The sequence below is a fragment of the Streptomyces sp. NPDC090499 genome (assembly GCF_044769305.1).
Classification (GTDB): Bacteria; Actinomycetota; Actinomycetes; order Streptomycetales; family Streptomycetaceae; genus Streptomyces.
Genome location: NZ_JBIVXP010000019.1, coordinates 1 through 25,543 on the forward strand (window position 1 = coordinate 1; position 25,543 = coordinate 25,543).

At 71.2% G+C, this 25,543-nt stretch carries 21 protein-coding genes; 9 read left to right on the forward strand and 12 right to left on the reverse strand.

Translation table 11 applies throughout. The features are described 5' to 3' along the window. From ACIQVL_RS41600 to ACIQVL_RS41615, 4 genes are all read right to left on the reverse strand, one after another. The coding region (locus ACIQVL_RS41600; protein WP_403478067.1) for an amidohydrolase family protein at positions 1-787 on the reverse strand (787 nt) is incomplete at its 3' end. Next, the gene (locus tag ACIQVL_RS41605; RefSeq protein ID WP_403478068.1) at positions 784-1,671 is read right to left on the reverse strand and encodes an NAD(P)-dependent oxidoreductase; all 888 of its coding nucleotides are present in this window, start codon (positions 1,669-1,671) and stop codon (positions 784-786) included. The genes ACIQVL_RS41605 and ACIQVL_RS41600, both read right to left, overlap by 4 nt. Continuing rightward, entirely contained in the window at positions 1,668-2,006 is a 339-nt protein-coding gene (locus ACIQVL_RS41610; RefSeq protein WP_403437891.1) for an antibiotic biosynthesis monooxygenase family protein, read from the reverse strand. The genes ACIQVL_RS41605 and ACIQVL_RS41610 overlap by 4 nt, the downstream gene beginning before the upstream one ends. 166 nt (positions 2,007-2,172) lie before the next feature. Further along, entirely contained in the window at positions 2,173-3,372 is a 1,200-nt protein-coding gene (locus ACIQVL_RS41615) for an Ig-like domain-containing protein (RefSeq protein ID WP_403478069.1), read from the reverse strand. A gap of 735 nt (positions 3,373-4,107) precedes the next feature. Between ACIQVL_RS41615 and ACIQVL_RS41620 the strand changes: the two genes are divergently transcribed. The 4 genes from ACIQVL_RS41620 (at position 4,108) to ACIQVL_RS41635 (ending at position 6,936) form a co-directional block, all read left to right on the forward strand. Next, a complete protein-coding gene (locus ACIQVL_RS41620; protein ID WP_403437896.1) occupies positions 4,108-4,743 on the forward strand; it encodes an AAA family ATPase in 636 nt (211 codons plus the stop codon). Beyond that, positions 4,740-4,964, forward strand: a complete 225-nt coding sequence (locus ACIQVL_RS41625) for a hypothetical protein (RefSeq protein ID WP_403437898.1) — start codon at positions 4,740-4,742, stop codon at positions 4,962-4,964. The genes ACIQVL_RS41620 and ACIQVL_RS41625 overlap by 4 nt, the downstream gene beginning before the upstream one ends. A 94-nt stretch (positions 4,965-5,058) precedes the next feature. After that, complete coding sequence (locus ACIQVL_RS41630) at positions 5,059-6,021, forward strand: phosphotransferase family protein (RefSeq protein ID WP_403478070.1); 963 nt, start codon at positions 5,059-5,061, stop codon at positions 6,019-6,021. A 192-nt stretch (positions 6,022-6,213) separates the two neighbouring features. After that, positions 6,214-6,936 carry a dienelactone hydrolase family protein gene (locus tag ACIQVL_RS41635; RefSeq protein ID WP_403478071.1) on the forward strand — a complete coding sequence of 241 codons (723 nt, stop codon included), beginning with the start codon at positions 6,214-6,216 and terminating at the stop codon, positions 6,934-6,936. 128 nt (positions 6,937-7,064) lie between these two features. Here ACIQVL_RS41635 and ACIQVL_RS41640 read toward each other — a convergent pair whose 3' ends face one another. Further along, on the reverse strand, positions 7,065-8,135 hold the full coding sequence (locus ACIQVL_RS41640; RefSeq protein WP_403437904.1) for a fatty acid desaturase family protein: 1,071 nt from the start codon (positions 8,133-8,135) through the stop codon (positions 7,065-7,067). Between the two features lie 214 nt (positions 8,136-8,349). Next, a complete protein-coding gene (locus ACIQVL_RS41645) occupies positions 8,350-9,183 on the reverse strand; it encodes a PIG-L family deacetylase (protein ID WP_403478072.1) in 834 nt (277 codons plus the stop codon). Positions 9,184-9,589: 406 nt separating this feature from the next. Between ACIQVL_RS41645 and ACIQVL_RS41650 the strand changes: the two genes are divergently transcribed. From ACIQVL_RS41650 to ACIQVL_RS41665, 4 genes are all read left to right on the forward strand, one after another. Continuing rightward, the gene (locus ACIQVL_RS41650) at positions 9,590-12,409 is read left to right on the forward strand and encodes a discoidin domain-containing protein (protein WP_403478073.1); all 2,820 of its coding nucleotides are present in this window, start codon (positions 9,590-9,592) and stop codon (positions 12,407-12,409) included. Positions 12,410-12,671: 262 nt separating this feature from the next. Beyond that, the gene (locus ACIQVL_RS41655) at positions 12,672-16,232 is read left to right on the forward strand and encodes a choice-of-anchor D domain-containing protein (protein ID WP_403478074.1); all 3,561 of its coding nucleotides are present in this window, start codon (positions 12,672-12,674) and stop codon (positions 16,230-16,232) included. A gap of 79 nt (positions 16,233-16,311) precedes the next feature. Beyond that, complete coding sequence (locus ACIQVL_RS41660) at positions 16,312-18,282, forward strand: discoidin domain-containing protein (RefSeq protein ID WP_403478075.1); 1,971 nt, start codon at positions 16,312-16,314, stop codon at positions 18,280-18,282. 32 nt (positions 18,283-18,314) lie between these two features. Beyond that, the gene (locus ACIQVL_RS41665; protein WP_403478076.1) at positions 18,315-18,920 is read left to right on the forward strand and encodes a class I SAM-dependent methyltransferase; all 606 of its coding nucleotides are present in this window, start codon (positions 18,315-18,317) and stop codon (positions 18,918-18,920) included. Between the two features lie 69 nt (positions 18,921-18,989). On the opposite strand, the gene ACIQVL_RS41670 is transcribed toward ACIQVL_RS41665, so the two are convergent. Next, positions 18,990-19,304, reverse strand: a complete 315-nt coding sequence (locus ACIQVL_RS41670) for a hypothetical protein (protein WP_403437915.1) — start codon at positions 19,302-19,304, stop codon at positions 18,990-18,992. Continuing rightward, positions 19,301-21,016, reverse strand: coding sequence for an MFS transporter (locus ACIQVL_RS41675; RefSeq protein WP_403437917.1), 1,716 nt, complete (start codon positions 21,014-21,016; stop codon positions 19,301-19,303). The genes ACIQVL_RS41670 and ACIQVL_RS41675 overlap by 4 nt, the downstream gene beginning before the upstream one ends. A 66-nt stretch (positions 21,017-21,082) precedes the next feature. Here ACIQVL_RS41675 and ACIQVL_RS41680 point away from each other — a divergent pair, with 66 nt between their 5' ends. Continuing rightward, entirely contained in the window at positions 21,083-21,571 is a 489-nt protein-coding gene (locus tag ACIQVL_RS41680) for a MarR family winged helix-turn-helix transcriptional regulator (RefSeq protein WP_403478077.1), read from the forward strand. A gap of 85 nt (positions 21,572-21,656) precedes the next feature. Here the strand turns inward: ACIQVL_RS41680 and ACIQVL_RS41685 are convergent, their stop codons facing one another. The 4 genes from ACIQVL_RS41685 to ACIQVL_RS41700 are packed head-to-tail and all read right to left on the reverse strand — an operon-like array spanning position 21,657 to position 25,537. Then, the gene (locus ACIQVL_RS41685; protein WP_403437921.1) at positions 21,657-22,793 is read right to left on the reverse strand and encodes an alpha/beta hydrolase family protein; all 1,137 of its coding nucleotides are present in this window, start codon (positions 22,791-22,793) and stop codon (positions 21,657-21,659) included. Then, positions 22,786-24,333 carry an AMP-binding protein gene (locus ACIQVL_RS41690; protein ID WP_403478078.1) on the reverse strand — a complete coding sequence of 516 codons (1,548 nt, stop codon included), beginning with the start codon at positions 24,331-24,333 and terminating at the stop codon, positions 22,786-22,788. The genes ACIQVL_RS41685 and ACIQVL_RS41690 overlap by 8 nt, the downstream gene beginning before the upstream one ends. Then, complete coding sequence (locus tag ACIQVL_RS41695; RefSeq protein ID WP_403437925.1) at positions 24,330-25,283, reverse strand: aromatase/cyclase; 954 nt, start codon at positions 25,281-25,283, stop codon at positions 24,330-24,332. Before ACIQVL_RS41695 ends, ACIQVL_RS41690 begins: the two co-directional genes overlap by 4 nt. After that, positions 25,280-25,537 (reverse strand): acyl carrier protein, encoded by a 258-nt coding sequence (locus ACIQVL_RS41700; protein WP_403437928.1) that lies wholly within the window; start codon positions 25,535-25,537, stop codon positions 25,280-25,282. Before ACIQVL_RS41700 ends, ACIQVL_RS41695 begins: the two co-directional genes overlap by 4 nt. Positions 25,538-25,543: the final 6 nt, after the last annotated feature.

The window sequence follows — 25,543 nt, forward strand, 5'->3', positions numbered from 1 at the left end:
TGCAGGGGCGGGGGGGGCGGTACTGCGGCCGCCGCGGGGGGAGCGGGGCGCCGGCGGGGGCCGGGGGGGCCGCGGGGGGGGGGGCGGCGGGGGGCGGGCGGGGGGGGGGCGCGCCCCGGGCCCTGGGCGGGGGGCGCGCCGCTGTCTGCAGGCGCTCCGGCAGCAGCGCCATCGCACCGCCGCCGGTCGCGCCGATCAGCCGCAGATCCGGGTACTTGTCCAGCCACCCCGCGAAGGCGATCATGGCCATGCCCATGGTGACGTCGCCGAACCGGCCGATCTGCTCGACGAAGCCGATCTCGTCGACCCGTTCCGTGCCGACCGGTTCGGCCGGGGCGTGTACCAGGACGGGTACGCCCGCCTCCGCGGCCAGCGCGAAGAAGGAGTCGGCGCGCGGGGAGCCGAGCAGCTCCCCGTGCACGCTGGACGTGGTGATGAGGCCGACGAAGGCGGGGTCCGCCAGGGTCTCCCGCACGCCTTCGAGGTGATCGTCGTCGCCGAACGGGTTGGCGTACACATAGCCGCGCAGCCGGTCGGGGAACCTGGCGATCAACCCCGACATCCAGGCGTGGAAGCTGCGCAGCCGGTCTCGTGGTTGCGCGTAGTTGTCCACGCCCGGTACCCGTGCCATCGCTCCGGCGCCGACGGGGCTGCCGATGATGGTGAGGTCGATGCCGGCCTCGGCGCGGGCGGCGAGCATGCCGTCGACGTCGGTCAGGCTCGGGGGCATGGGGAAGCGTTCGGCCGCCTCCGGCGGGGAGAGATGCCCGTGGATGTCGATGATCACGTGTCGCTGCCCGGTTTCGGTGTGAGTGCGCGGGTGACCGCGGCACAGTCCTGGTCGCCCAGTCCCTGCCCGGTGGCACGGACGTGGGTCTCGGCGGCGGCATTCGCCAGCGGCAGGTTCAGACCGGCCGCCGCCGCCTGTTTGGTAGCGAGCATGAGGTCTTTCGCCATCAGCCGCAGCCGGAAGTCCGGCTCGTCGAAGCGTCCGGAACCCAGGCGCCTCGACTTGAACGCCATGACCGGAGAGGCGAAACCGCTGCCCGCGATGGTCCTGAGGACCGCCTGCCGGTCGAGGCCGCAGGCGGTCGCGAGTTCGGTGACCTCGGCCAGGGCCTGCACCTCGATGCCCATCAGGAGGTTGAGGCACAGTTTCATCCGCATGCCGGAACCGAGTGCGCCCAGATGGACGACCTCCTTGCCCAGCGCCTCCAGCAGCGGGCGGCAGGCGTTGAACGCCTGCTCCTCGCCGCCGACGAAGAGCCGGAGCTCGCCGTCACGGGCATGGTCGCGGTTGCCGAGCATGCCCACGTCCACCACCGCGGGGATGTCCCCGGCGATCTGGATGACCTCTTCGGGGGAGACGGTGCTCGCGCAGACGAGGACACCGGGATAGGAGCCCCTGGACAGGACGCCGTCGGGTCCGCGCAGCACGGAGCCGAGGGCCTCGCCGTCGGCGACGACGCAGACGGCGGCGCTCGTGCCCGCGACGGCGTCGGCGGGGTGCGGGGCGACGAAGGCGCCTGCCTCGGCAAGCGGTGCGGTCCGCTCCGGGGTACGGTTCCAGACCCGGACCTGTGTTCCCCGGTCGAGGAGGCGGGCGGCCAGGCCGGAGCCCATCGTGCCGAGCCCGAGTACGGCTACGGTGCCGTCGGCGGTGCGTGTCACGACGTCACCCCCGTCGTCTCCTTCACGACTCGGAACCGCAGCGACTGCGTCGAGTCGACCCACTGGCGCAGCGGAGCCACCAGCGCGCGGTGCTCCGTGCTCTGCTGCCAGGCGAAGAAGTGCTCGGCCGTCTGCCACTCGCTGGTGATGACCCACTGCCGTGAGTCGTCCACGGGTGCTCCCAGCCGCTCGACGATGTGGCCGGGGGTCCGGGCGACGGATTTGCGGAGCTGGTCGTACACGTCCAGGAATCCCTGCTCGCCGCCCTCGATCACTCGGACGGTGAAGACGACGCTCAGCTTGTCGGCCGGCTGGCCGTTGTTCCTCGTGTCCATGTCTCCTCCTGAGGGTGAGATCCGGCAGGACACGACTCCCACGGCCTCATGTCCCCCGTGCGGACGCAACTCCGAACGGGGGACGGGCCAACGGGGACAAGGGGACCACGGACCGTGATTACTCTGTCCGGGTGAGTGACGAAGCGCTGCGTGCAGGGGGGATCTGTCAGCCGGTCGCGCTGCCCGAGACCCACTCGGTCCACGGCATGTTCCAGTCGCCGAGGCCGTTGTCCGGGGCCACTGTGGTCTTGTCCGCGGAGTTCTTGACGATCACGACGTCACCGGTCATCGAGTTGTCGAAGAACCATGCGGCGGGCTGCTTGCCGTCCCTGCCGCCCTTGACGTCCCTGAGACCCACGCAGCCGTGGCTGGTGTTGGTCTTGCCGAAGATCGAGTCGGCACCCCAGTAGTTGCCGTGGATGAACGTGCCCGAGGCGGTCAGGCGCATGGCGTGCGGCACGTCGTCGATGTCGTACGCCGGCTTGCCGTCCTTCAGGAGGCCGACGGTCGCACCGTTCATGCGGGTCTGCCCGAACTTCTCGGAGATGACCATCTGGCCGTTGTGCGTCGGGTGCTCGGGGCTGCCGGACGAGACCGGGATGGTCTTGATCGTCTTGCCGTCCCGTACGACGGTCATCTGCTTGGTCCTGGCGTCCACGGTGCTGATCTGGCTCCGGCCGATCTTGAACGTGACCGTCTTCCGGACGCCGTCGCGGGTGAGCTTGACGGTGACGGTGGAGCCGGGCTTCCAGTAGCCCTCGGGGCGGAAGTCCAGGCGGGCGTCGTTGAGCCAGTGACCGACGACCTGCTGCCCGCTGCTGGAGCTGACCTGGATCTCCGCGGCCACGGCGGCCTTGTCGGCGATCGCCCTGTTGAAGCTGACCGTCACCGGCATGCCCACGCCGACGGTCGAGCCGTCCTCGGGGGAGAGGTGCCCGACGAAGTCGTTGGCCGGGGAGACCGTGGTGATCGTGGCGTTCCCGGTGGCGGAGCGGCCCTTGGCGTCCGCGGCCTCCGCGGCGACCTGGTACCGGGTGGCGCGCTCCAGCGGGCCGTTCGGCTTCCAGGACGTGCCGTCCGCGGACAGGGTGCCCGGAACCTCCCTACCGGTGGCGACGTCTGTCATGGTCACCTTGGTGAGCTTCCCGTTGCCGACGGTGACTCCGACAGGACCGTTGATTCCGACGCCGTAGGCGGCCTGCCCGGGCGTGATCCTTATTCGGGCGTCGGAAGCGTCCTTGGCGTCCGTCCGATCTGCCTGCGCCTGCGATTTCGGGTGAGTCCCGTTGTCGCTGGTGGCAGCGCTGCTGGTGCCGCCGAGGGCCGTGAGCGCGAGGACGCCGCCCAGTACGCCGGCCGTGGCCATCAACCCGGTGGTTCGCTTACGTGCCGTGATCAAACGCTTCTCCCGTGACGCCGGTCGTTGAATCCCTGGAGCCGGTTACCGACGGAGCGCAACCAGCTGTAAAGGGCTATTTTTATGGATTCATCCGCCCTGAGGGTAGGAATTGTGGCGAATTCCACGCGTTGCAGGTGCGGTGTGCGACGGGCCGGCGTGAGCCGGGACGAGCGGTCTCTCCCTCGGCGTCCCCCGCCTTCGGCCGTGGCCGCCGCTCCGGGTACAAGGGCGAGTCCATGCTCACAGGGGGTGCGGAAAGATGATCACGCTGGAGGCTGCCACGGCGGCTGCGCAGGAATTCGGGTCCCGCGCGTTTCCCGAAGGAGAGGGGCTGCAGTGGGGATTGCTCTTTCGAGGAATCTCGAAGGCCCGTCTCTACCTGTTCCAGATCACCGTCAGCCCACCGGATCCGCAGGGAAGACCAAGGTTCGGCGGTGGTCCAGGAGTTGTCGTCGACGCCCGGAGTGGGGATTGCCGGTACGTACGAGGGCACGCGGAGTACGCGGACCTGCTGCGTGAGACGGCAGACGGCGCACCGTGACAACAGGCGCGCGGCGGCGCCGTCGTCGGCCCTGCCGTGGTCGGGTGGCCGTTCGTGTGGCTGGCCCATCCGGATGATTCACCGGCGCCGCAGGGTGAACGACGGCACGCTGGGCCCCGACTGGGCGGTCGGCGGCGGCTTGCGCCCCTACGTTGACCCGTGTGCCGCTGAGTTATGCCTTCGTGAACCTGAAGCCCGGGGTGGGAAAGACGACCAGCGCGGTCTGGCTGGCCCACGCACTGCACGAGTCGGGCGTCCCGCCGCTGCTGGTCGACAGCGACCCCGCCTCCTCCGCGCTGCGCTGGAGCGAACTGGCGGGCGGCTTCCCGTTCCCCGTGGTCGCCCTCCCGGTGGGCGACGTGCACCGGCGCGTGAACGACTTCCTGGGCGAGCGGCAGGCCGTCGTGTTCGACGCCCCGCAGATGGAGGACCACGCGCACATCGCCCGCAGCATCATGCGGTACGCGGGCGAATGGATCGTCCCGGTCACCCCGGCCCCCATCGAGCTGGACCGCATGGCGCCCATCGGCGGCGAGATGGGCGACGTACAGTCCCTGCGCGTCCGGCCGGCCCGCGCCGCCGTGCTCCTCAACCGGACCAATCGCGCCGACGCCACGCGTACGGGCCCCGACGCCGACGCCCGCGAAGCCCTCACCGAGCGGGGCTTCGACGTGCTGTCCACCCACATCCCGCGGCTCGACCTGTACGCGCAGTCGTTCGGAAGCCCGGTGGCGGCCAAGGGCTCGGCGTACATGGACCTCGCGGACGAACTCGTCAAACGACAGGACAGGCCATGAACCAGCGCAAGGACACCTACCGGGCCGCACTGCAGCGCGGACCGGAGGCGGCCGTACCGCGTCCCGTCAGGGTCAACCGGCTGCACACCCGCTATGTGCGGGTGACCATCGAGCTCGACACCGGACTGCCGCGTGACCTCGTGCAGTGGGCGAGGTCACCGGTGTCCGCGATGATGCGGGCAGGCGCCGCCGCCCTGCGGCCCCCGAGCGGCACCCGGTAGCTCCGGCGCCCTCCGCCGCAGCCCCGGCCGTGCGCCGTCGTGCCCGCGGTGAAAGCCGTTGCGCGTGCCGCCGGGCGGATGATGGGGTGGCACGGTGTCCTACGACGACGAGGCCGCGGCGGTCCGGCCGTCGGCACTGGCCTGGGTGGGCCGGCAGCTGGCGGCCGGTGAACAGGTCGTCGCGGTCGAGGCACTGCACGGCGGTATCACCGCCGAGATGCGGCGGCTGACCATCGGCACGCAGGACGGGGCCACCCGGCACCTGGTGCTGCGGACCTTCGCCGACCCGTACTTCGCGGAGCAGGCCGCGGATCTGCTGAACCGCGAGGCCGGCGTCCTCGCCCAGCTCGCGGGGACGGGCGTGCCGGCTCCCGGACCGGTCGCGGTCGATCCGGCCGCCGCGCACTGCGAGTACCCGTCCCTCCTGATGACGCATCTGCCGGGCCGGACGGTCCTCGAAGACCGGGGGCTGGCGGCACGCGTCCCCCTGCTGGCCCGTCAGCTCGTGGCGATCCACGCGGTGCGCCCCGCCGAGCGACCCCGGAAGTACACGGCGTGGACGACCGCCGACGCCGTCGTCCCGCCGGACGGCGCCGACACGGTGGCATGGGCCGCGGCGGCCGACGTGATCCGCAGGCCGGCGCCGCCCTACGAAGGGCGGTTCCTGCACCGGGACTTCCACCCCGGCAACGTGCTGTTCGACGTGGCGCCGCCGGGCCCGGCCGGTCCCCGGATCACCGGGGTCGTCGACTGGGTGGAGACCTCCTGGGGGCCGGCCGACCTCGATGTTGCGCACTGCTCCACCAACCTCGCGATGCTGCACGGACCGGAGTGGGGGCTGCGGTTCGCCGAGGCGTACGAGGAGGCCGGCGGGGTGCCGGCCACGTCCGCGGGCGACCGGCTGTACTGGCGGCTGCTGGACGCTCTGGCGTTCTCGACCGAGGTGCGGCCGGTGGCACGGCCGTGGCAGGAGGCGGGCCGGACGGAGCTGACGACGCGGACGGTGGAGGGGCGGCTGGACGCCTACGTCACCGCCCTGCTGGACACCCTGGGCTGAGCCACCGGGCACCCTCCCGAAAACCCGTTGGCGGGCCACGGCGACCGCTGCTACCTTTCCGGTGGCCGTGCCGGAGAAGAGGAGGTGGTACCCGTGAACGCAGTATCGACATGGGTGCTCCCCTCCGGGGTCGCGGTCGGGCGATAGGTCGTCCGGGAGCGCCGTTCAAGCGCGCTCCCGAAAGGCACGACCATGCACTTCACTTCCGAACAGCACCTCGACGACGGCGTCCGCGAACGCGAGTTCACCCTCGGCGAGATCCCCGGCACCCTGTGGACACCGGAGTCCGCCGCACCGGCTCCGCTGATCCTGATGGCCCACAACAACGGCCTGCCCAAGAGCGAGCCCCGGCTGGTGGCCCGGGCCCGGCGGACCGCGGCGTACGGCTACGCGGTGGCCTCCATCGACGCCGCCGGGTGCGGCGACCGGCCCCGTTCCGCCACCGCCGAGCAGGCCCGCGCCGACCTCCGCCGCGCGATGCAGGCCGGCGAGCCGGCCGACGAGATCTTCGAGTCGTTGGTCGGCCCGCTCGTCGAGGGCGCGGTCCCGGAATGGCGGACCGCTCTGGACGCCCTCCTCGCGCTGCCCGAGATCGCCGGCCCGGTCGGGTACTCCGGGTGGACCGCCGTCGGCATCCGTCTCGCGGCGGTCGAGCCGCGCATCGCCGCCGCCGGGTTCTTCGCCGGGGGATACGTGCCCCGCGCCCAGCGTGCGGAGGCCCGGGAGGTCACCGTGCCCCTGCTCCTTCTGCTCCAGTGGGACGACGAAGGCAACCCCCGGCAGCGGGCCCTCGACCTGTTCGACGCCTTCGGCAGCAAGGAGAAGACACTGCACGCCAATCTCGGCGGGCACACCGGCACCCCGTGGTTCGAGCTGGACGACGGGAACCGGTTCTTCGCCCGGCACCTGAGGTGAGGCCGGGCCGTCGGGCAGGCGGCAGAGGGTAGGCGGTAGGCGGTGTCGGCCAGGGTGCCGCTCGTCGAGGACAGGCCCCGGCCTCCTCGGCGAGCGGCACCCGGCCGCCCGTCCCCGCGCCTGCACCGTCAGGACGCCCTGCGCCCGCGCCGGATGGGTTCGCCTACCCGGTGCAGGTGGGTGAGGGCCTCGCGGTAGGACCGCAGCAGCCCGGTCTCGTGGTACGGCACACCGATCTCCGCGCAGTACGCGCGCACGATCACCTGGGCGCGGCGCAGATGGGGCGTGGGCATGCTCGGGAACAGGTGGTGTTCGATCTGGTAGTTGAGGCCGCCGAGCAGTACGTCCGTGACCCGGCCGCCCCGCACGTTGCGGGAGGTGAGCACCTGGCGCCGCAGGAAGTCGGGCCGCTCGTCGCCGGTGAAGGTGGGCATGCCCTTGTGGTTCGGGGCGAAGGTGCAGCCGAGGTAGACGCCGAAGAGGCACTGGTGCACGGCGAGGAACGCCACCGCTTTGCCGGGGGAGAGGACCAGGAACAGCGCGGACAGATAGGCGGCGAAGTGCAGGAGGAGCAGTACGCCCTCCGCCCCCCGGTTCTTCATGGCCGGCGAGCGCAGCGCCCGCACGCTCGACACGTGCAGGTTGAAACCCTCCAGCGTCAGCAGCGGGAAGAACAGGAACGCCTGGTGGCCGCCGACGAGCCGGGCCAGGCCACTGCTGCCGCGTGCCTGCCCGGTGGACCACACCAGGATGTCGGGCGCGACGTCGGGGTCGAGTTCCTCGTGGTTGGGGTTGGCGTGGTGACGGGTGTGCTTGTTCATCCACCACCCGTAGCTCATGCCGATGGCGAGGTTGCCGAAGAGGCGGCCCCAGGTCTCGCTCGGGCGGCGCCTGCGAAACACCTGACGGTGCGCCAGATCATGTGCCACGAGCGCCACTTGGCCGAAGACGAGGGCCATGGCGGCGGCGAGGGCCAGCTGCCACCAGGTGTCGCCGAGCGTGAGGAAGGCCGCCGTGCCGCCCAGCAGGGCCGCGATCACCAGGCCGAGCCGCAGGGTGTAGTAGCCAGGGCGCCGGTCCAGCAGGCCCGCCTCGGCGATGCGCCGGGAGAGCCTGGCGAAATCGCTGCCGGGACCGGAGGCCCGCGCCGGGTCGGTGGCCGTCGCGGCCGGGGCGGGAGCGTCGATGGAGAACGTCATGCCGCCGAGTCTGGGCACGGCCGGACCGCGCCGACAGCAGGGCAGCCACCGGATCCGCAGGGGGAGTTCCTCCGGAGTTCCGGGGGGTTACCACCCCTTCCTCTCCGCTGACCTGCGCTTTTGGTGCCCTTCCGGCCGTACCGGCGGCCGGGCGCCGCCCCGGGCGGACGGGACGGCCGCGGAGTGCGGTCCGCCGCCCGGGGAGACGGGCCGGTCAGCGCAGTCCGGCGAAGAGGTCGTTCTCGGGTACGGCCGCGCCGGTGGTGTCCTGGACCCGGACGAAGGTCTCCACGCCCATCAGCTCGGTGAACCGCTCCCGGCCCATCCTGAGGAAGAAGATGTTCTCGCCCTGGCTGGCGTGCGCGGCCAGCGCGTCGAACTTCTGGCCGCCGAACGCGGTGGTGTCCACCCAGGTGCTGATCTCCTCGTCGGGGAGCCCGATCTCCGCGATCACGGCCGCCTCCGCGGGATCCGGCTCCGGTACGTCCGCACCGAACTCGCGCATGGCCTCCCCGAACCGCTGCATCATCGAGCGCGGCGCCGTCGTCCAGTACACCTTCGGGGTCGGCTCGGTCATCTCCAGCGCCGCCATGGTGATGCGGTGGGCCTGGATGTGGTCGGGGTGGCCGTAGAAGCCGTTCTCGTCGTAGGTGACGACCACGTCGGGCCGGTAGCGCCGGATGAGTTCCGCGAGCCGGGCGGCGCCCTCCGCCACGGGCGTCCGCCAGAAGGAGCCGGGGGCGTCGTTGGCCGGCCAGCCCATCATCCCGGAGTCGGCGTAGTCCAGCGTCTCCAGGTCGCTGATCTTCAGGACGTCGCAGCTCGCCTCCAGCTCCTGGCGCCGCATCGCGGCGACGGCCGCCGGATCGTGCCCGGGTTCGCCCGGCTTGACACCCCCCGGTCCGTCACCGCAACCGCCGTCGGTACACGTCACGAGGACCGTGCGCATGCCCTCCGCCGCGTACCGCGCGAGGACGCCTCCGGTTCCGGTGGCCTCGTCGTCGGGGTGGGCGTGTACCGCCATGAGCGTCAAGGGCCGGTCGTTCATGAAAACAGTCCTCCTATGTGGCAAGGCCTCGGTCCGAGTCCGCGGCGCGTACCTGAGCGGGCGTCCCTGAATAGCAGATCACCGGGGGTGCCGCGGACTCGAGGGTGCCGGACCGCGCGCGGGCGGAGAACCTCTGGTCCGTGCCGTCCGCACCCGCGCGGTGCCGGGCCCTCGGCGGGTGCAACAGCGCCGGCCGGACAACCTGTTCCCACCGCACGAGGTGGCGTTCGCCGCAGTCGCGCCGCGGCGAGGCCGGGAGCCGGGAAATGAGAAATTTGCGCATTAGAGCAAGAAACTTGCAATCACTTGCGCTCTTCATTCTTTACTTCGTCGGAATCTAGCGGACTGCATGGCGGCTCTGTACGGTCGGGGCGCCGGATTCCCGCCTTCCCCGAAGGAGCCCCACATGCTGACGATCCCCAGACCCCGGCGACTGGCGGCGGCCGCCGTCGCCGCGGTCGGCGCGCTGTGCGTGTCCGTCTTACCGGCCGCCGCGGCACAGGAGGCGCCGCCGTCCAGGCCGGTCCACGCCGGCATGACGGCCCCCGCTCCCCGGCAGGCGCAGGCGGCGGCCGGGGCCACGACGCCGTTCTCGGTCTACGAGGCCGAGGCGGGAACACCGGGCGCCGGAGCGGTCGTCCGGTCGCTGACCGCGGCGCCGACGACCGAGTATTCGAGCGCCGCCCTGGAGGCGTCCGGCCACTCCTACGTCCACCTGGACGGCACGGGCCAGTCGGTGCAGTGGACGAACACCACCGGGCAGCCGATCTCCTTCCTCAACGTCCGCGCCGGCATCCCGGACTCGGCGTCCGGCGGCGGTGTCACCGCAACCCTGAACCTGTACGTCAACGGGGTGTTCCGGCAGTCGCTGAACCTCAACTCGCGGCAGAGCTGGGTGTACGAGGGCAACGGCAACTACAACACGAGCGACAACCAGAACCCGGCCGACGGCGACCCCAGGGTGTTCTGGGACGAGTCGCACACCTTCGTCACCGGGGCCCCGATCCCGGCGGGCGCCACGTTCTCGCTGCGCAAGGACGCCGGGAACAGCGCGTCCTTCTACGACGTGGACTCCGTCGACGTGGAGAACCCGCCGGCGCCGCAGACGCAGCCGGCGAACTCGCTCTCGATCACGAGCTGCGGCGCGGTGCCGGACGACACCCCCACCAACGGTGCGGCGGACAGCCAGGCGGTGGACAGCCGGGCCGCCATCCAGAACTGCATCGACCAGGCCGAGCAGCAGGGCAGGGCCCTGTGGATCCCGCAGGGCACCTTCTACGTGAAGGGCACCACGGGACTGCACGCACAGGGCATCACCATCGCGGGCGCCGGCCTCTGGTACAGCACGGTCTACCGGGACGTCCCGGTTCCCAACAGCACACCGCTGGCGGCCCTGTTCGACCTGACCTCCTGCACCGTGCGTGACTTCCACATCGACGCCAACGCCGTCAGCCGGAGCACCGTCGGCGGCGACGGCGGCGCGATGGACACCACCGGCACCGGCTGGCTGGCCGACGGCATCTGGACCCAGCACACCATGTCGGGCTTCTGGGCCTCCGGCACCGGCGGCACGGTGCGGAACAGCAGGCTGACGTCGGTCTGGGCGGACGGGATCAACGTCAACAACGTGTCGCTGGGCGCGGACACAGGGAACGGCCTGACGGTCACGAACAACTTCGTCCGCGGCACCGGGGACGACGCCATCGCCATCAACTCGGTGAACTACAACACCAACAGCGACGGCTCCAGGACGTACTACAACCCGATGACCGATGTCACCGTCAGTCACAACACCTCGATCGCGCCATGGGGCGGCAAGGGCGTCGGGATCTACGGGGGCAGCGGCCACCGGGTCGAGGACAACTACATCAGCGACACGGCCCGCTACATCGGTCTGGGGGCCGGGCGCTTCGGGGTCAACGGCAGCGACCTGCTGTCCGCGACCGTGACCGGCAACACCGTGGTCCGCTCCGGTGGCAACGCCTACAGCCAGGGCCAGCCCGCCCTGCACATCGGCAACGGCGGCGACGGACAGAACACCGGGACCGTCGACAAGGTCACGGTGACCGGCAACACCGTCAGCGACTCCCTGTACGACGGGATCGGCTTCTCCACCTCGACCGACACCCTGCTCCAGGACAACACGGTCAGCGACCCCGGCCGCAACGGCATCGCGGTCTCGCCGCCGTTCTACCCCGCGCCCACCGGTTCCGCGACGATCACCGGCAACACGGTCACCGGGCTCCCCTCCGGCGCCTCGGCCTTCGTCGACAACTCCACCGGGTTCGTCGCGACGCTGAGTGACAACCACTGGCCGCCGCCCGCTCCCGAGGGCCCCTACGGCGGCACCCCGGCAGCCGTGCCCGGCACGGTGCAGGCCGAGAACTACGACACCGGCGGCCAGGGCGTGGCCTACAACGTCACCTCGGTCAACGGCAACGCCAACTCCTACCGCGCCGACGGGGTGGACCTGGACAACACCGCGGACACCGGCGGCGGTTACAACCTGGGCTGGACCGGTGCCGGACAGTGGTTCCGCTACACCGTGGACGTCGCCGCCGCCGGCACCTACACCCTCGGCCTCCGGGTCGCGGCCCCGTCCGCGGTGGCACGCGCGCTGCACCTGTCGGACGCCTCCGGTACGAACCTCACCGGCGCCGTCGACCTGCCCGCCACCGGCGACTGGCAGACCTGGGCGACCGTGACCACGCACGTGACCCTGCCCGCGGGCCGGCAGGTCCTGACCCTGGACCAGGACAGCGGCGGCTGGAACATCAACCGCCTCGACTTCACCGCGGGCTCCGACCCCACCGGCACGAACCTCGCCGCGGGCAGGCCCACCGGCGAGTCCAGCCACACCGACGTGTACCCGTCGCCGAACGTGACGGACGGCAACCAGGACACCTACTGGGAGAGCGCCGACAACTCGTTCCCGCAGTGGGTCCAGGTCGACCTGGGCTCGGCCCGCAGCGCCTCCCGCGTGGTGCTGCAGCTGCCCGCCGGCTGGGGCGCCCGCACCCAGAATCTGACCCTCGGCGGCAGCACCGACGGCACCACCTTCACCACCCTGAAGGCATCGGCGCCCTGCACCTTCGACCCGGGCACGAAGAACACCGTCACGCTCACCTTCCCCGCCGCCACCCAGCGCTACTTCCGCGTCACCGTCACCGCCAACAACGGCTGGCCCGCGGGCCAGGTCTCCGAGTTCCAGGTCTGGAACACCTGACCGCCGCCCGTCCCACGGTGCCGCCGGACGTCGCGTCCGGCGGCACCGCTGTGTGCACAGCCCCGTGGCGGGTACGAGCCGCGACCTCGCATTAGATCTTGCATGCCAAATTTTTATTGTTGCAATGCTCTGTCTAGTTATTGCGCGCTGATGTCGACGACATTACGGTCCCCCGTGCGCCATCACCATCCTCCGTCTTCCCTCCCGCCCCGGGCGGTGTCAGCGGAACAGTTCGGGCATCACGTGATGAAAGGAGTGGTAAGTGATCCATTCCATCCGAGATCTGAGACGAGCGCTCGTCTGGGCGGTCAGCACCGCGATGCTGACGGTCGCCGGCGTCTTCGCGCTGGCCGTCCAGCCGGCCGCGGCGGCGGCCGCCGCCACCGGCGGCAGCGGCGCGAGCCTGCCCTACGTCGAGGTGCAGGCGGAGAACTCCGCCACCAACGGCACCACCGTCGGCCCGAGTTACACCCAGGGCCAGCTGGCCGACGAGGCGTCGTACCGCAAGGCGACGACCCTCCAGGGCACCGGCCAGTACGTCACGTTCACCACGCCGGTGGCGACCAACTCGATCAACTTCCGGTACAGCATCCCCGACACCTCGGGCGGCTCGGTCTACACCGCCGCGCTGTCCCTGTACATCAACGGCGTCAAGCAGCCCGACTTCACCCTGACCAACGCCTACAGCTGGTACTACGGCGGCTACCCCTTCACCAACACGCCGGGCAGCAACCCGCACCACTTCTACGACGAGGCCCACCGCCTGTTCTCCACCACCTATCCGGCGGGCACCACCTTCAAGCTGCAGGTCGACTCCGGTGACACCGCCTCCTCGTACACGATCGACTTCGCCGACTTCGAGCAGGTCGGCGCCGCCCTGACCGCACCCTCGGGTTCGGTGTCGGTGACCGGCAAGGGCGCCGACCCGACCGGCGCGACCGACGCGACCAGCGCGTTCAACGCCGCGATCAGCGCGGCAGGCCCCGGCGGCACCGTGTGGATCCCGCCGGGCACCTACAACATCCCCGGCCACATCAGCGTCAACAACGTCACGATCGCCGGCGCCGGCATGTGGTACTCGACCGTCACCGGCACGGCACCCGGCTTCTACGGCAACTCCGCGCCCACGCCCAGCACCGGCGTGCACCTGCAGAACTTCGCGATCTTCGGCAACGTGCAGGAGCGAAACGACAGCGCCCAGGTCAACGGCATCGGCGGCGCGATGAGCAACTCGACCGTGTCCAGCCTGTGGATCGACCACATGAAGGTCGGCGCCTGGATGGACGGGCCGATGGACGGGCTGGCGTTCAGCGGTATGCGCATCCGGGACACCACCGCCGACGGCATCAACTTCCACGGCGGCGTCACCAACTCGAAGGTCACCAACAGCGACATCCGCAACACCGGTGACGACGGCATCGCCACCTGGGCGGACTCCGGCATCGGCGCCGACGCCAACGACACCATCTCCAACAACACCGTCTCCCTGCAGATCCTCGCCAACGGCATCGCGATCTACGGCGGCCACGACAACACCGTCAGCGGCAACCGGGTGGTGGACTCCGGCATCACCCAGGGCGGCGGCATCCACGTGGGGCAGCGCTTCTCGTCGACGCCGGTCGGCACCACCACCATCTCCGACAACACCATGGTCCGGGACGGCAGCCTCGACCCGAACTGGCAGTTCGGCGTGGGCGCGTTGTGGTTCGACGGCAGCCAGGGCGCGATCACCGGCCCGATCAACGTGACCAACGCGCTGATCCAGCAGAGCCCGTACGAGGCGGTCCAGTGGGTCGAGGGCACCATCAGCGGTGTCAACCTCGACAACGTGACCATCGCCGGCACCGGAACCTTCGCCCTCCAGGAACAGACCGGCGGCGCCGCGAAGTTCACCAACGTCACGGCCACCGGCGTCGGCTACTCCTCGCCGGTGTACAGCTGCTCGACCGGAAGCTTCACGGTGACCGACGGCGGCGGCAACTCCGGCATCAGCGGCACGCCGTACTGCGGAGGGTGGCCGGCCCCGGTCTACCCGCCCTACCCGTCCGAAGGCGTGACGGCCACCCCGGGAGCGCTCAACTTCGGCTCGGTTGCCACCGGTTCGACGAGTGACGCGCAGACCGTGACCGTGTCCAATCCGACCGGCACCGCCGCGTCCGTCTCGTCGATCTCCACCAGCGGCGACTACTCCCAGACCAACACCTGCGGCTCGTCGATCGCGGCGAACGGCTCGTGCACCGTCAGCGTGAAGTTCGCGCCGACCGCCACCGGCAGCCGCGGCGGCACGCTGACCGTCAACGCCGGCGGGATCACCAACACCGTCACCCTCTCCGGCACCGGCACCGCGCCCGGCCCGGTGCTGAACACCGACCCGGCGAGCCTCGGCTTCGCCGCCACGGTGGTCGGCTCCTCGGCCGACACGCAGACGGTCAAGGTGACGAACTCCGGTACCGCCTCGGCGACCGTCTCGGGCGTCACGGCGACCGGTGACTTCAGCCAGACCAACACCTGCTCCACCCTCGCGGTCGGCGCCTCCTGCACGGTGACCGTCGGCTTCAAGCCCACCACGGGCGGCTCGCGGACCGGCAGCCTGACCATCACCAGCAACGCCAACAACAGCCCCACCGTCGTCACCCTCACGGGCAGCGGCATCGACAGCACCACCAACATCGCCGCCGGGCGCCCGGCGACGGCGAGTTCCAGCAACAGCCCGTACGTCGCCTCGAACCTCACCGACCCGGACGCGTCGACGTACTGGGAGGGCACGAACGGCTCGTTCCCGCAGTGGGCGCAGGTCGACCTCGGCCAGAACTACAGCGTCGGCAAGGTCGTACTGAAGCTTCCGCCGGCGACGGCGTGGTCGGCCCGCACGCAGACGCTGTCGGTGCAGGGATCCACGGACGGCTCCAGCTTCTCGACGATCAAGGCGTCGGCCGGGTACACCTTCGACCCGAACGCCAACGGCAACACGGCGACCATCACGTTCAGCGCCGCCACGGCGCGCTACGTCCGGGTGAACATCACCGCCAACACCGGGTGGAACGCGGCCCAGTTGTCGGACTTCGAGGTGTTCCCCAGCGGCGGCGGCTCCTCGCCGGCCACCCTGTCGGCCAGCCCGGCGTCGCTGACCTATCCCACCCAGGCGCTCAACACCGCCAGCAGCGCGCAGACGGTCACGGTGACCAACACCGGTACCGCGGTAGCGACCGTCTCCGGCGTCACGGTCACCGGTGACTTCTCGCAGACCAGCACCTGCGGGACGTCGATCGCGGCCGGCGCCTCCTGCACGGTGGCCGTCACCTTCACGCCCACCGCGTCCGGCACCCGCACCGGCGATCTCAGCATCGCCAGCAACGCGTCGAACGGCACGACCACGGTCGCGCTGACGGGCACCGGAGCCGGCACGGTCAGCAGGAACCTGGCGGCCGGCGCGGCCACCACCGAGTCCAGCCACACCGACGTGTACCCCTCGTCCAACGTGACCGACGGCAACCAGGGCACCTACTGGGAGAGCGCCAACAACGCCTTCCCGCAGTGGGTGCAGGTCGACCTCGGTTCCGCGCAGAGCGCGAGCCGCGTCGTCCTCCAGCTCCCCGCGACCTGGGGTGCCCGCAACCAGACGCTGTCCCTGTCGGGCAGCACCGACGGCTCCTCCTTCGCCACCGTCAAGTCGTCGGCCGCCTACACCTTCGACCCCACCACCAGCAACACGGTCACCATCACGTTCCCCGCGACCACCCAGCGGTACTTCCGGGTGAACATCACGGCGAACAACGGCTGGCCGGCCGGTCAGATCTCCGAGTTCCAGGTCTGGAACACCTGATCCGCCCTGCCGGTGCCGCCGGGCGCGCCCGCGCCCGGCGGCACCGGCCACCGAAGGCCACTCGACCAGAGGAGTCCAGATGGGTGTCACACGCAGAGTCTTCTTGAGGGCCGCGGTCGCGGCCGGTGCGGTGGGTACCGTGGGCGCCGCCGGGACCGTACTCGCCCCGGCCGCGTCGGCGGCCAGTGCGCCGGGCGACGTGGTCGGCAAGATCACCGTCGGCTACCAGGGCTGGTTCGCCTGCGTCGGCGACGGCGCGCCCATCAACGGCTGGTGGCACTGGAGCCAGAACTGGGGCCAGGCGCCGTCCCCCACCAACACCAACATCAAATGCTGGCCCGACCTGCGCGACTACACCAGCACGTACCAGACGTCGTACGCGGCCCTCGGCAACGGTCAGCCCGCCAGGCTGTTCTCCTCGTACGACCAGCAGACGGTCAACACCCACTTCCTGTGGATGCAGCAGAACGGCATCGACACCGCGGCCCTGCAGCGCTTCAACCCCACCGGCGGCGAGGGCCCGACGCGGGACGCCATGGCGACCAAGGTGCGCAGCGCCGCCGAGGCCTACAGCCGGAAGTTCTACATCATGTACGACGTCTCCAACTGGACGAACATGCAGTCCGAGATCAAGACGGACTGGACGAACAAGATGTCCGCCCACACCGCGAGTTCGGCGTACGCGAAGCAGAACGGCAAGCCCGTAGTGTGCATCTGGGGCTTCGGCTTCAACGACCCGAACCACCCCTTCACCGCCGACGCCTGCCTCGACGTCGTCAACTGGTTCAAGAACCAGGGCTGTTACGTCATCGGAGGCGTCCCGCGCGAATGGCGGACGGGGACCGGCGGCTCGCAGTCCGGCTTCCTGGGCGTCTACCACGCCTTCAACATGATCTCGCCGTGGATGGTCGGTGCCATCGGGAACATCACCGAGGCCGACAACGCGTACACCACGTACACCGTCCCCGACCAGGCCGACTGCAACGCCAACGGCATCGACTTCCAGCCCTGCGTGCTGCCCGGTGACGTCTCCGCCCGGCAGCGCGCGCACGGCGACTTCATGTGGCGGCAGTTCTACAACATGGTGCGGGCCGGGGTGCAGGGCATCTACATCTCGATGTTCGACGAGTACAACGAGGGCAACCAGATCGCCAAGACGGCCGAGACCCAGGCGTGGGTGCCGACCGACTCCGGATTCCTCGCCCTCGACGAGGACGGCACCGCCTGCTCCGCCGACTACTACCTGCGCCTGACCGGCGACGGCGGCCGCATGCTCAAGGGCCAGATCGCGCTGACCGCCACCCGCCCCACCCAGCCGGTCCTGCCCACCGGCGACACCGCACCGCCGTCCGCGCCCGGCTCCCTGACCGTCACCGGGCACACCGGCAACTCCGTCTCGCTGGCCTGGAACGCGTCGACCGACAACGTCGGCGTGACCGGCTACCGCATCCTCCAGGTGTCCGGCTCGACCACCACCCAGGTCGGCACCACCGGAGCCGCCTCGTTCACCGTCACCGGACTCGCCGCGTCCACCGCGTACACCTTCGACGTCGTCGCCCAGGACGCGGCCGGAAACGTGTCGCAGCCCTCCAACCAGGTCACCGTCACCACCGACCCCCCGTCCGGCACCACCAACCTCGCCCTGCACCGCCCCACCTCGGAGAGCAGCCACACCCAGGTCTACGGTTCGTCCAACGCGACCGACGGCGACACCGGCACCTACTGGGAGTCCGCCAACAACGCCTTCCCGCAGTGGGTCCAGGTCGACCTGGGCGCCGGTACCGGCGTCAAGCGGATCGTCCTCGACCTGCCGCCCGCGGCCGCCTGGGCCACCCGCACCCAGACCGTCTCCGTCCAGGGCAGCACGGACGGCGGCACCTTCACCCAGCTGCTCGCCTCGGCGGGCTACACCTTCGACCCGGCGACCGGGAACACCGCGACCCTCACCCTCCCCGCCACGGCCACCACCCGCTACGTCCGGCTCACCTTCACCGCCAACAACGGCTGGCCGGCCGGGCAGGTCTCGGAGTTCCAGGTCTTCGGCGCCTGATGCCCGGCCCACCCCGGCCTATAGTTCCTCGCATGAATCGCTGGGACGAACTGACCGGTGGCACGTCCGGGAAGGACTACGCCGCACGGTTCGCCGCCCTGGCCCGCGACGGCAGGGACGTGCACGGGGAGGCGCGGTTGTGCACGGCGCTGGCGCCCGCCGGAGCGCGCGTGCTGGACGCCGGGTGCGGCACCGGACGGGTCATGATCCGGCTCGCGGAGCTCGGCTACGACTGCGTCGGCGTGGATCTCGACGCGTCGATGCTGGCGGTGGCGCGGGAACAGGCGCCGGACCTGCCCTGGTTCCAGGCCGACCTGGCCGGGTTCGAGCCCCGCGGGCTCGGCATCGCGGCGGACTTCGACCTCGTGGTGGCCGCGGGCAACATCTTCCCGTTGCTCGCCGCCGGCACCGAGGCCGCCGTGACCGGGCACCTGGCCGCGGTCCTGCGCCCCGGCGGCCTGCTGGTCGCCGGGTTCGGCCTGGACGAGGCCCATCTGCCGGTGCCGCCCGGCCTCACCCTGCCCGAGTACGACGACCACTGTGCCGCGGCCGGTCTCACCCTCGTCGACCGCTTCGCCACCTGGGACGCCGACCCCTATGACGGCGGCGGGTACGCCGTCAGCGTCCACCGCCGCTGAACCCCCGGCGCGCGGCGGCCCCGGACCCGGTGGGGGAAGGCCGGATCCGGGGACCTGGTGCGGTGGTGGTCAGGCGATCTGCAGCAACCGCGGGACGATCACGTCGCGGACGTGGTCCTGGACGGTCTGCATGGGGACGCGCTGTGCTTCGAGGACGACGGTGCCGTGCGGGGCGGCGTGCTGACGCACGGGCGGCCGGGACTCCCGTTCGACGCCGCTGCCCACCAGGACGGCGATGAACCGGCCGGTGTCCAGCAGGGAGAGGGCCTCCGCGTCACGGGTCACGCCGACCGCGGTGAAGCCGTTGGCCTCGATGATGTCGGTGGAGGCGTCGACCAGGTGCCGCTCGCGGCCGAGGACCAGGACGTTCTTCTCGTTGCTCATGCCGTCACCTCGGTGGGTTCGGTGCTCACGGCGGCCGCGTCGGCGGGCCGCGAGTGCTTGGGCAGGGTCAGGAAGCCGGCGGCGGCGATCACCAGGATGCCGGCGTCCAGCAGCAGGACGGTCCGGAAGCCCGACGAGTAGCTGACCGAGTCGGCGCGGGCGATGGCCCGGCCGAACGCGGCGGCGGTCTTCGGGTCGCTCTTGACACAGTCGGCGGGCACCTTGCCCGGGTCGACCGAGTCGGCGCGCTGCTGCACACAGCCGCGGAAGTCGTCGAGGAGCCGGTCCTGGGAGGTGACGCCGGCACTGCTGAGGCCCGACTTCAGTACGGGGGTGGCCTCGTCGGCGGCGTGGCCGGCCGCGTTGCCGACCTGGGCGAAGAAGATCACACCTGTGAGGGCGACACCGAGGGCCATGCCGAGCTGCTGGACGGTGTTCAGCAGGCCGGAGGCGTTGCCCGCCTGCTCGCCGGGGACCTGGCCGAGCAGCAGATCCAGGGTCGGCGCGACGATCAGGCCGAAGCCGATGCCGGAGACGATGTGCACCGGGATGATCTGCCAGGACGCCAGGCTGTGGCCGTAGTGGGCGACCAGGACGGAGAAGGCGATGAAGCCGACCGCGTTGATGATGCCGCCGGCCACCAGCACGTTGCGGCCGAACTTGGGGACCAGCTTGTCGGGGGCGTTGCCGGCGCCGATGCCGACACCGATGGCGAACGTGGCGGCGGTCAGACCGGCGTGCATCGGCGTCCAGCCGAGGCCCTGCTGCAGGAAGAGCGTCCAGACGAAGAAGAATCCGCCCACCGCGGTCCAGAACAGGAACCACACCGCCATGCCGACCGAGAACGACCGGGAGCGGAACACGCCGAACTCGACCAGCGCGGAGCCGACCTTGGCGAAGCGGCGCCGCTCGTAGGCGAGGAAGACCGCGAGCAGCACCAGGGCACCGGCGAGCATGCCGAAGGTCCAGGCGGGCCAGCCCAGGCGGCGGCCCTCGGTGAGCGGGTAGACCAGCAGCACCACGGCGGCGAGCGCCAGCGGCATGCCGAGCAGGTCGAGCCTGGGGCGCTGCGGGGCGCGGGACTCGCGGATCACCAGGGCGCCGGCGACCAGCGCGGCGATCCCGACCGGGACGTTGACCAGGAAGATCGGGCGCCACTCCCAGCCGAAGAGGTCCCACTGCACGAGCAGGCCGCCGAGGGCGAGGCCGAAGACCGCGGAGGAACCGGTGACCGCGCCGAAGACGGCGACCGCCTTGCCGCGCTCGCCGGGCGGGAAGACCACGTGCAGGATCGCCAGGATCTGGGTGACCATCAGGCCGGCCGCGGCGCCCTGGACGAACCGGGAGACGATCAGCATCTCGGGGTTGACCGCGACGCCGCACAGCAGTGAGGCGACGGTGAAGCAGCCCATGCCGATCAGGAAGACGCGCTTGCGTCCGAAGATGTCGCCGAGCCGCCCGCTGAGGATCAGCAGCGCGGCGAAGGAGAGCACGTACGCCGCGATCACCCACTCGATCTGGGCGTAGTCGGCGTGCAGGTCGCGCTGGATGCTCGGGACGGTGACGTTGACGACCGTCGTGTCGACCAGGTCCATGAACCCTGCGATCAGGACGACCGCGAAGGCCAGCCGGCGCTTCGGGTCGGGTGCGGCGCCACCCGGGGATTCCTGCGGCGGGGCGCCTGGCGTGGTTGCGGAGATGTCTTGAGTCACGGAGCCAGTATGCACTTCTGGTGACTATCCCTCAAGGTGATAATTCATTGGGGGTATCATGACGTCGTGAGTACTCAACTGCTGTTCGACCACCCCGCCTGCGTGATGACCCACCTCAGCGCCCACGTGCAGGAGCAGCTCGTCGACGTGCTCGCACCGCTGGGCATCCACCCCCGCCAGTTCGGCCTGCTCAACCTCCTGATCGAGGAGGACGGCCGCAGTCAGCACCAGCTCGCCGGACCGCTGAACGTGCACCGCAACGTGATGGTCGGCCTGGTCGACGAGCTGGAGCGGCGCGGACTGGTGGAGCGCCGCCGCCATCCCACCGACCGCCGTGCCCACGCCGTCCACCTGCTCCCGGCCGGCCGCAGCCTGCACGCCGAGGCCGAGGCCCTGGTCAGCGGCTTCGAGGACCGGCTGCTCGGCGGGCTGGAGCCGGACGAGGCCCAGACCTTCGTCACCCTGCTCAAGCGGGTCTTCGTGCACGCCGGACTCGACCACGACCTGCACCCCGGACTGCTCGCGTCCGCTCCGGCCCTCACCGAGCGCCGCTGACGGCGGCGGTTCCCGGGCCCCGGTGGTGCCCGGCGGAACGCGAAGGGCCTGCCCGGCCGGTCGCCGGGCAGGCCCTCCTCCCCGGTCAGGCGCGGCCCGCCAGCCGTTCCGTGACCAGGTCGGCGGTACGCAGGGTGTAGGAGTTGATCAGGTTGAGGCTGGTGTGCGCCTCCCTGGGGTGCACCTCGAGCGTGTGCCGGCCCGACCATGCCTGGTCGAGGCGGTACAGCCCCTCGACCGGGAAGATGTCGTCCAGCGCGCCGGACACACTCAGCACCTCGGTGGCCGGCGCCGGGCCGGGCTCGATCGCCAGCTCGTCGAAGCGCGGCTGCAGGTCGGCGCCAGGACCGACGCCGAAGGCGAACCGGAAGTTGTCCTTCAGCCGCCGCGGCAGGCCCTCGAACTCGGCGATCGCGGGCCCGCCGCCGAAGTTGACGACGCACCGGAAGTGCTCGCCGAGTTCCCGGGCCACCCGCAGCGCCAGGTAGCCGCCGAAGCTGATACCGGCGAAGGCCAGCCGGTCGGCGGCGATCCCCGGTTCGGTGCGCAGCTTCTCCAGCAGTTCGGCGACCACCCGCTCCATCTCGACCAGCACCGGGGTACGGCCCAGCCGCACCCCCTGGCCGGGGCCCTCGAAGAGCACGGCGGCGATGCCGCGCTCCAGGTAGGCCTCGGCCAACGCCACCACCTCGACCTCGGTGGCCGAGTCCAGGCCGTTGGAGAGCACCACCGCGGGCAGTGGCTCGCCCGACGCACGCATCGCCCCGGTGCGCAGCACCCAGTAGCCCGCGCCGGTGCCGGGCAGCGACCCCTCGGTGACCTCGAGGTCGGTGCCCGCCAGACTGCCCAGGAAGCAGTCCCGGATGCGCTGCCGCAACCGCTGCTTGACGGCCCGGTCGTCGAAGTACTGGAACTCCGCCCAGTGGTAGGCCGCGGCGGCGCCACGCAGTGCGCGGCTGCGCCCGGCCGTCGTGCCGGACCCCTCGGCGAGGGCGGTGTAGTCCTCGGCCCGAGCGGTCCAGCGCTCCCGCCAGAGGTTCCAGAACCCGGCGGAGGCAAGGTCCAGGTCGTCGGCCGGGAAGCCGTCCAGGGCCGCCGCGATGTCGCCCCAGTGCACCTGCGGGGCGTAGCGCGCGTTCAGGAACATCAGCCGCGGGAAGAGGTAGCCGAGCGCCCGGTACACGTGCTCGGGCACCCGCAGCCGCTCCGTGGTCTCAGCCATCGGAACCGCCCCTCAGCAGCACGACCCGGGCCGGGTCGACGCCGGCGGCCACCTCGCCGCGCATGATCTTGCCGTTGGCGCTGCGCGCGAACGGCTCGGGGGTGGCCCAGATCCGGTCCGGCCACTTCTCCGGTGCCAGCGAGCCGCGCAGTTCGGCGGTGACGAGTGCGCGCAGCTCCTCGGCGCCGTGCAGGCCGATCGGACCGCACAGGCAGGCGACCGGCAGCTCGTGCGGGCCGTTCGGGTTCGGCAGGCCGGCCAGCACCACCTCGTCCGCTCCCGGGGTGCCGGCCAGCACCGCCTCGACCTCCTCGGGATAGATGCGGTGGCCGTTCTCGCTGAGCAGCACCCCGGCCAGCCTGCCCTTGAGCACCAGGTCGCCGTCGGGGCTCCACTCGGCGAGATCACCGGTGCGCAGCCACTCGCCGACCGGCTGGACCACACCGGAGGCGACGTCCACGTAGCCCTCCATCACCGAGTCGCCGCGGACCAGGATCTCGCCGACGCCGTCCGGGTGGCCGGCCACCGGCTCCAGGCGCACCTCCAGGGAGTCGTCGGGCCTGCCGATGCAGTAGACGTGCTTGAGGTGGTGCCCGTCGGCGTGCCCCTGCTCGTCCAGGAAGCAGAACGGACCGTAGGTCTCGGTCAGTCCGTAGCCCTGGATCCAGTCGCAGCGCACCAGCTCGCGGCCCTGTTCAAGCACCGTACGGGGAACGGCCGCCCCGCCGTAGGAGACCACCCGCAGGCAGGACAGGTCGTCCCCGCCCGTGCCCGCCGCCGACACGAACCGCTTGAGCGCCACCGGGCGCAGCGCCAGGTGCGTGGCCCGGTGGCGGGCCACCTGGGCCGGCCACTGGCCGGGGTCCGGGGTCTCCGGGAAGACCACGGTGCCGTCGTGCAGCAGCGCACCGAAGGAGTTGATGACACCGGTGGTGTTGTTCATCAGACCGGTCATGAAGATCCGGGCGGTCGGGCCGTAGCCCATGGTGCGGGTGACCCAGCCGATCCGGGCACAGATGTGCGCCTCGCCGATGCTGATCGCCTTCGGTTTGCCGGTGGTGCCACTGGTGAACAGCACCAGGAAGTGTTCCACCGGCTCGGGGTGGAGCACCGTCACCTCCGCCTCGGGCGCCTCGCCGGTGGGGAACGGCAGCTCCACCACGGTGGCGCAGCGTTCGCGCAGCACGTCCAGGCCTGCCCGGTCCCGCTTGAAGTGCACCACCGCGTCGGGCTCGGCGGCGTCCGCGATGGACAGCCACTCGGACAGCGCCGCCGCCTGCAGTCCGTAGGGCATCAGCAGGTGCAGACCGAGCGAGCTGGCCGCGGCGAGGAAGAACACCGCCTCCGGCCCGTGGTCGAGCAGCGCCAGCACCCGCCGGCCCGGGACCAGGCCGCGTTCGAGGAGTTCGGCCTGGGCCCGGGCCACCTCGTTGCGGACCTGGCGCCGGGTCAGCGAGCGTTCGCCCGCGACCATGCACACCCGGTCGGCGTCGGTGTCCGGCGAGAGGGCGAGGCCGGCCAGCTTCCGCGTGGGGTTCATGGGCGCCGCACCACCGATGCCGCGTAGGCGCACGCCGCCTCCATGGTGGCCCGGCTGTTGGCGCCCAGGGTGTCGCGGACGTGCGCGCACGCCTGCTCGAAGGTGGTGTCCGCGCCGAGCGTCCGCGCCACCGCGGCCGGGTCGACCGCCACGGTGTGGTGCGAGACGATCGCGGTGCCGCCGCCCGACCTCTCGAACTCCCACAGACCGCTGTGCCCGGACAGCAGGGCGGGCAGCACGGTCTGCTTGTAGGAGATCCGCTCGCCGGGCACGCACAGCCGGACCGAGGCGGTGGTGTGGCTGCGGCCGTCGGAGGTGAGGGTGTCCATCTCCATCACCTGCACGCCCGCCGGGTCCTCGGTGAGGCCGACCCGGCCGACGTGCGGCAGCCGCTCGGGCCACAGGTCGCAGCGGTGCACGAAGTCGTACACGTCGGCCGGGTCCGCGCCGGGCGCCACCACCCGGTCGTGGAACGAGAAGACCAACTGCTCCAGAGGATGCGGGCGTTCGGCGAAGCCGCCGAGTGCGGCCAGCTCCTCGACGCTGTTGCGGTCCACCGCCTGGGCGATCCACTCCAGTGCCCGGGGGTCGTCGTCCACGGCGGAGAACGCATGGGTCAGCACGATCCGGGTGCGGCCGTCGCCGGCCGGGCGGAAGGACCACTCGCCGGACATCGCGGCGACCGGTGCGGTGGACCGGTCCTGCCGGAAGGAGATCCGCAGGGCCTGCGGGTCCAGGGAGCGGCGGGAGGTCCAGGTCGCCATCGTGCCGTTGGTCCGCGCCCACAGCTCGATCCGCTCGTCGGCACCGTCCCGCTCGATCTGCCGGGCCTGCACGCACGGCCCCAGCAGCACCGGCCAGCGGCTGACGTCCGCGACCAGCGCGTACAGCCGGTCGGCGGGGGCGTGTACCTCCCTGCTGTGCTCCGTCTCTCGGGTGAGCGGGCTCATGCGGCCGTGGCCTCCTTCGCGGAGCGGACCAGTTCGGCCAGCTCACGAGGCGTGCGGGCCTCGAAGAGCAGCTCGTCCGGTATCAGCACGCCGAACTCGCTCTCGATCGCGGTGGCGGTCTCCATCAGGGCCAGCGACTCGTAGCCGAGCGCGTCGAAGGAGGTGTCGGCGAAGTCGGCGTCGGAGACCCCGGATTCGGAGGCGCCGGCGCTGGCGACGATGACACGGCGGATCTCGTCCACGGTGATGTTCACAACTGT

Bases quoted from the DNA above. Each gene is read 5' to 3' on its own strand.
- ACIQVL_RS41690 (WP_403478078.1), bottom strand. From the start codon at position 24,333: ATGAACCCCACGCGGAAGCTGGCCGGCCTCGCCCTCTCGCCGGACACC.
- ACIQVL_RS41695 (WP_403437925.1), bottom strand. From the start codon at position 25,283: ATGAGCCCGCTCACCCGAGAGACGGAGCACAGCAGGGAGGTACACGCC.
- ACIQVL_RS41685 (WP_403437921.1), bottom strand. From the start codon at position 22,793: ATGGCTGAGACCACGGAGCGGCTGCGGGTGCCCGAGCACGTGTACCGG.
- ACIQVL_RS41635 (WP_403478071.1), top strand. From the start codon at position 6,214: ATGCACTTCACTTCCGAACAGCACCTCGACGACGGCGTCCGCGAACGC.
- ACIQVL_RS41665 (WP_403478076.1), top strand. From the start codon at position 18,315: ATGAATCGCTGGGACGAACTGACCGGTGGCACGTCCGGGAAGGACTAC.
- ACIQVL_RS41615 (WP_403478069.1), bottom strand. From the start codon at position 3,372: ATGGCCACGGCCGGCGTACTGGGCGGCGTCCTCGCGCTCACGGCCCTC.
- ACIQVL_RS41645 (WP_403478072.1), bottom strand. From the start codon at position 9,183: ATGAACGACCGGCCCTTGACGCTCATGGCGGTACACGCCCACCCCGAC.
- ACIQVL_RS41625 (WP_403437898.1), top strand. From the start codon at position 4,740: ATGAACCAGCGCAAGGACACCTACCGGGCCGCACTGCAGCGCGGACCG.
- ACIQVL_RS41650 (WP_403478073.1), top strand. From the start codon at position 9,590: ATGCTGACGATCCCCAGACCCCGGCGACTGGCGGCGGCCGCCGTCGCC.
- ACIQVL_RS41640 (WP_403437904.1), bottom strand. From the start codon at position 8,135: ATGACGTTCTCCATCGACGCTCCCGCCCCGGCCGCGACGGCCACCGAC.
- ACIQVL_RS41660 (WP_403478075.1), top strand. From the start codon at position 16,312: ATGGGTGTCACACGCAGAGTCTTCTTGAGGGCCGCGGTCGCGGCCGGT.
- ACIQVL_RS41670 (WP_403437915.1), bottom strand. From the start codon at position 19,304: ATGAGCAACGAGAAGAACGTCCTGGTCCTCGGCCGCGAGCGGCACCTG.
- ACIQVL_RS41610 (WP_403437891.1), bottom strand. From the start codon at position 2,006: ATGGACACGAGGAACAACGGCCAGCCGGCCGACAAGCTGAGCGTCGTC.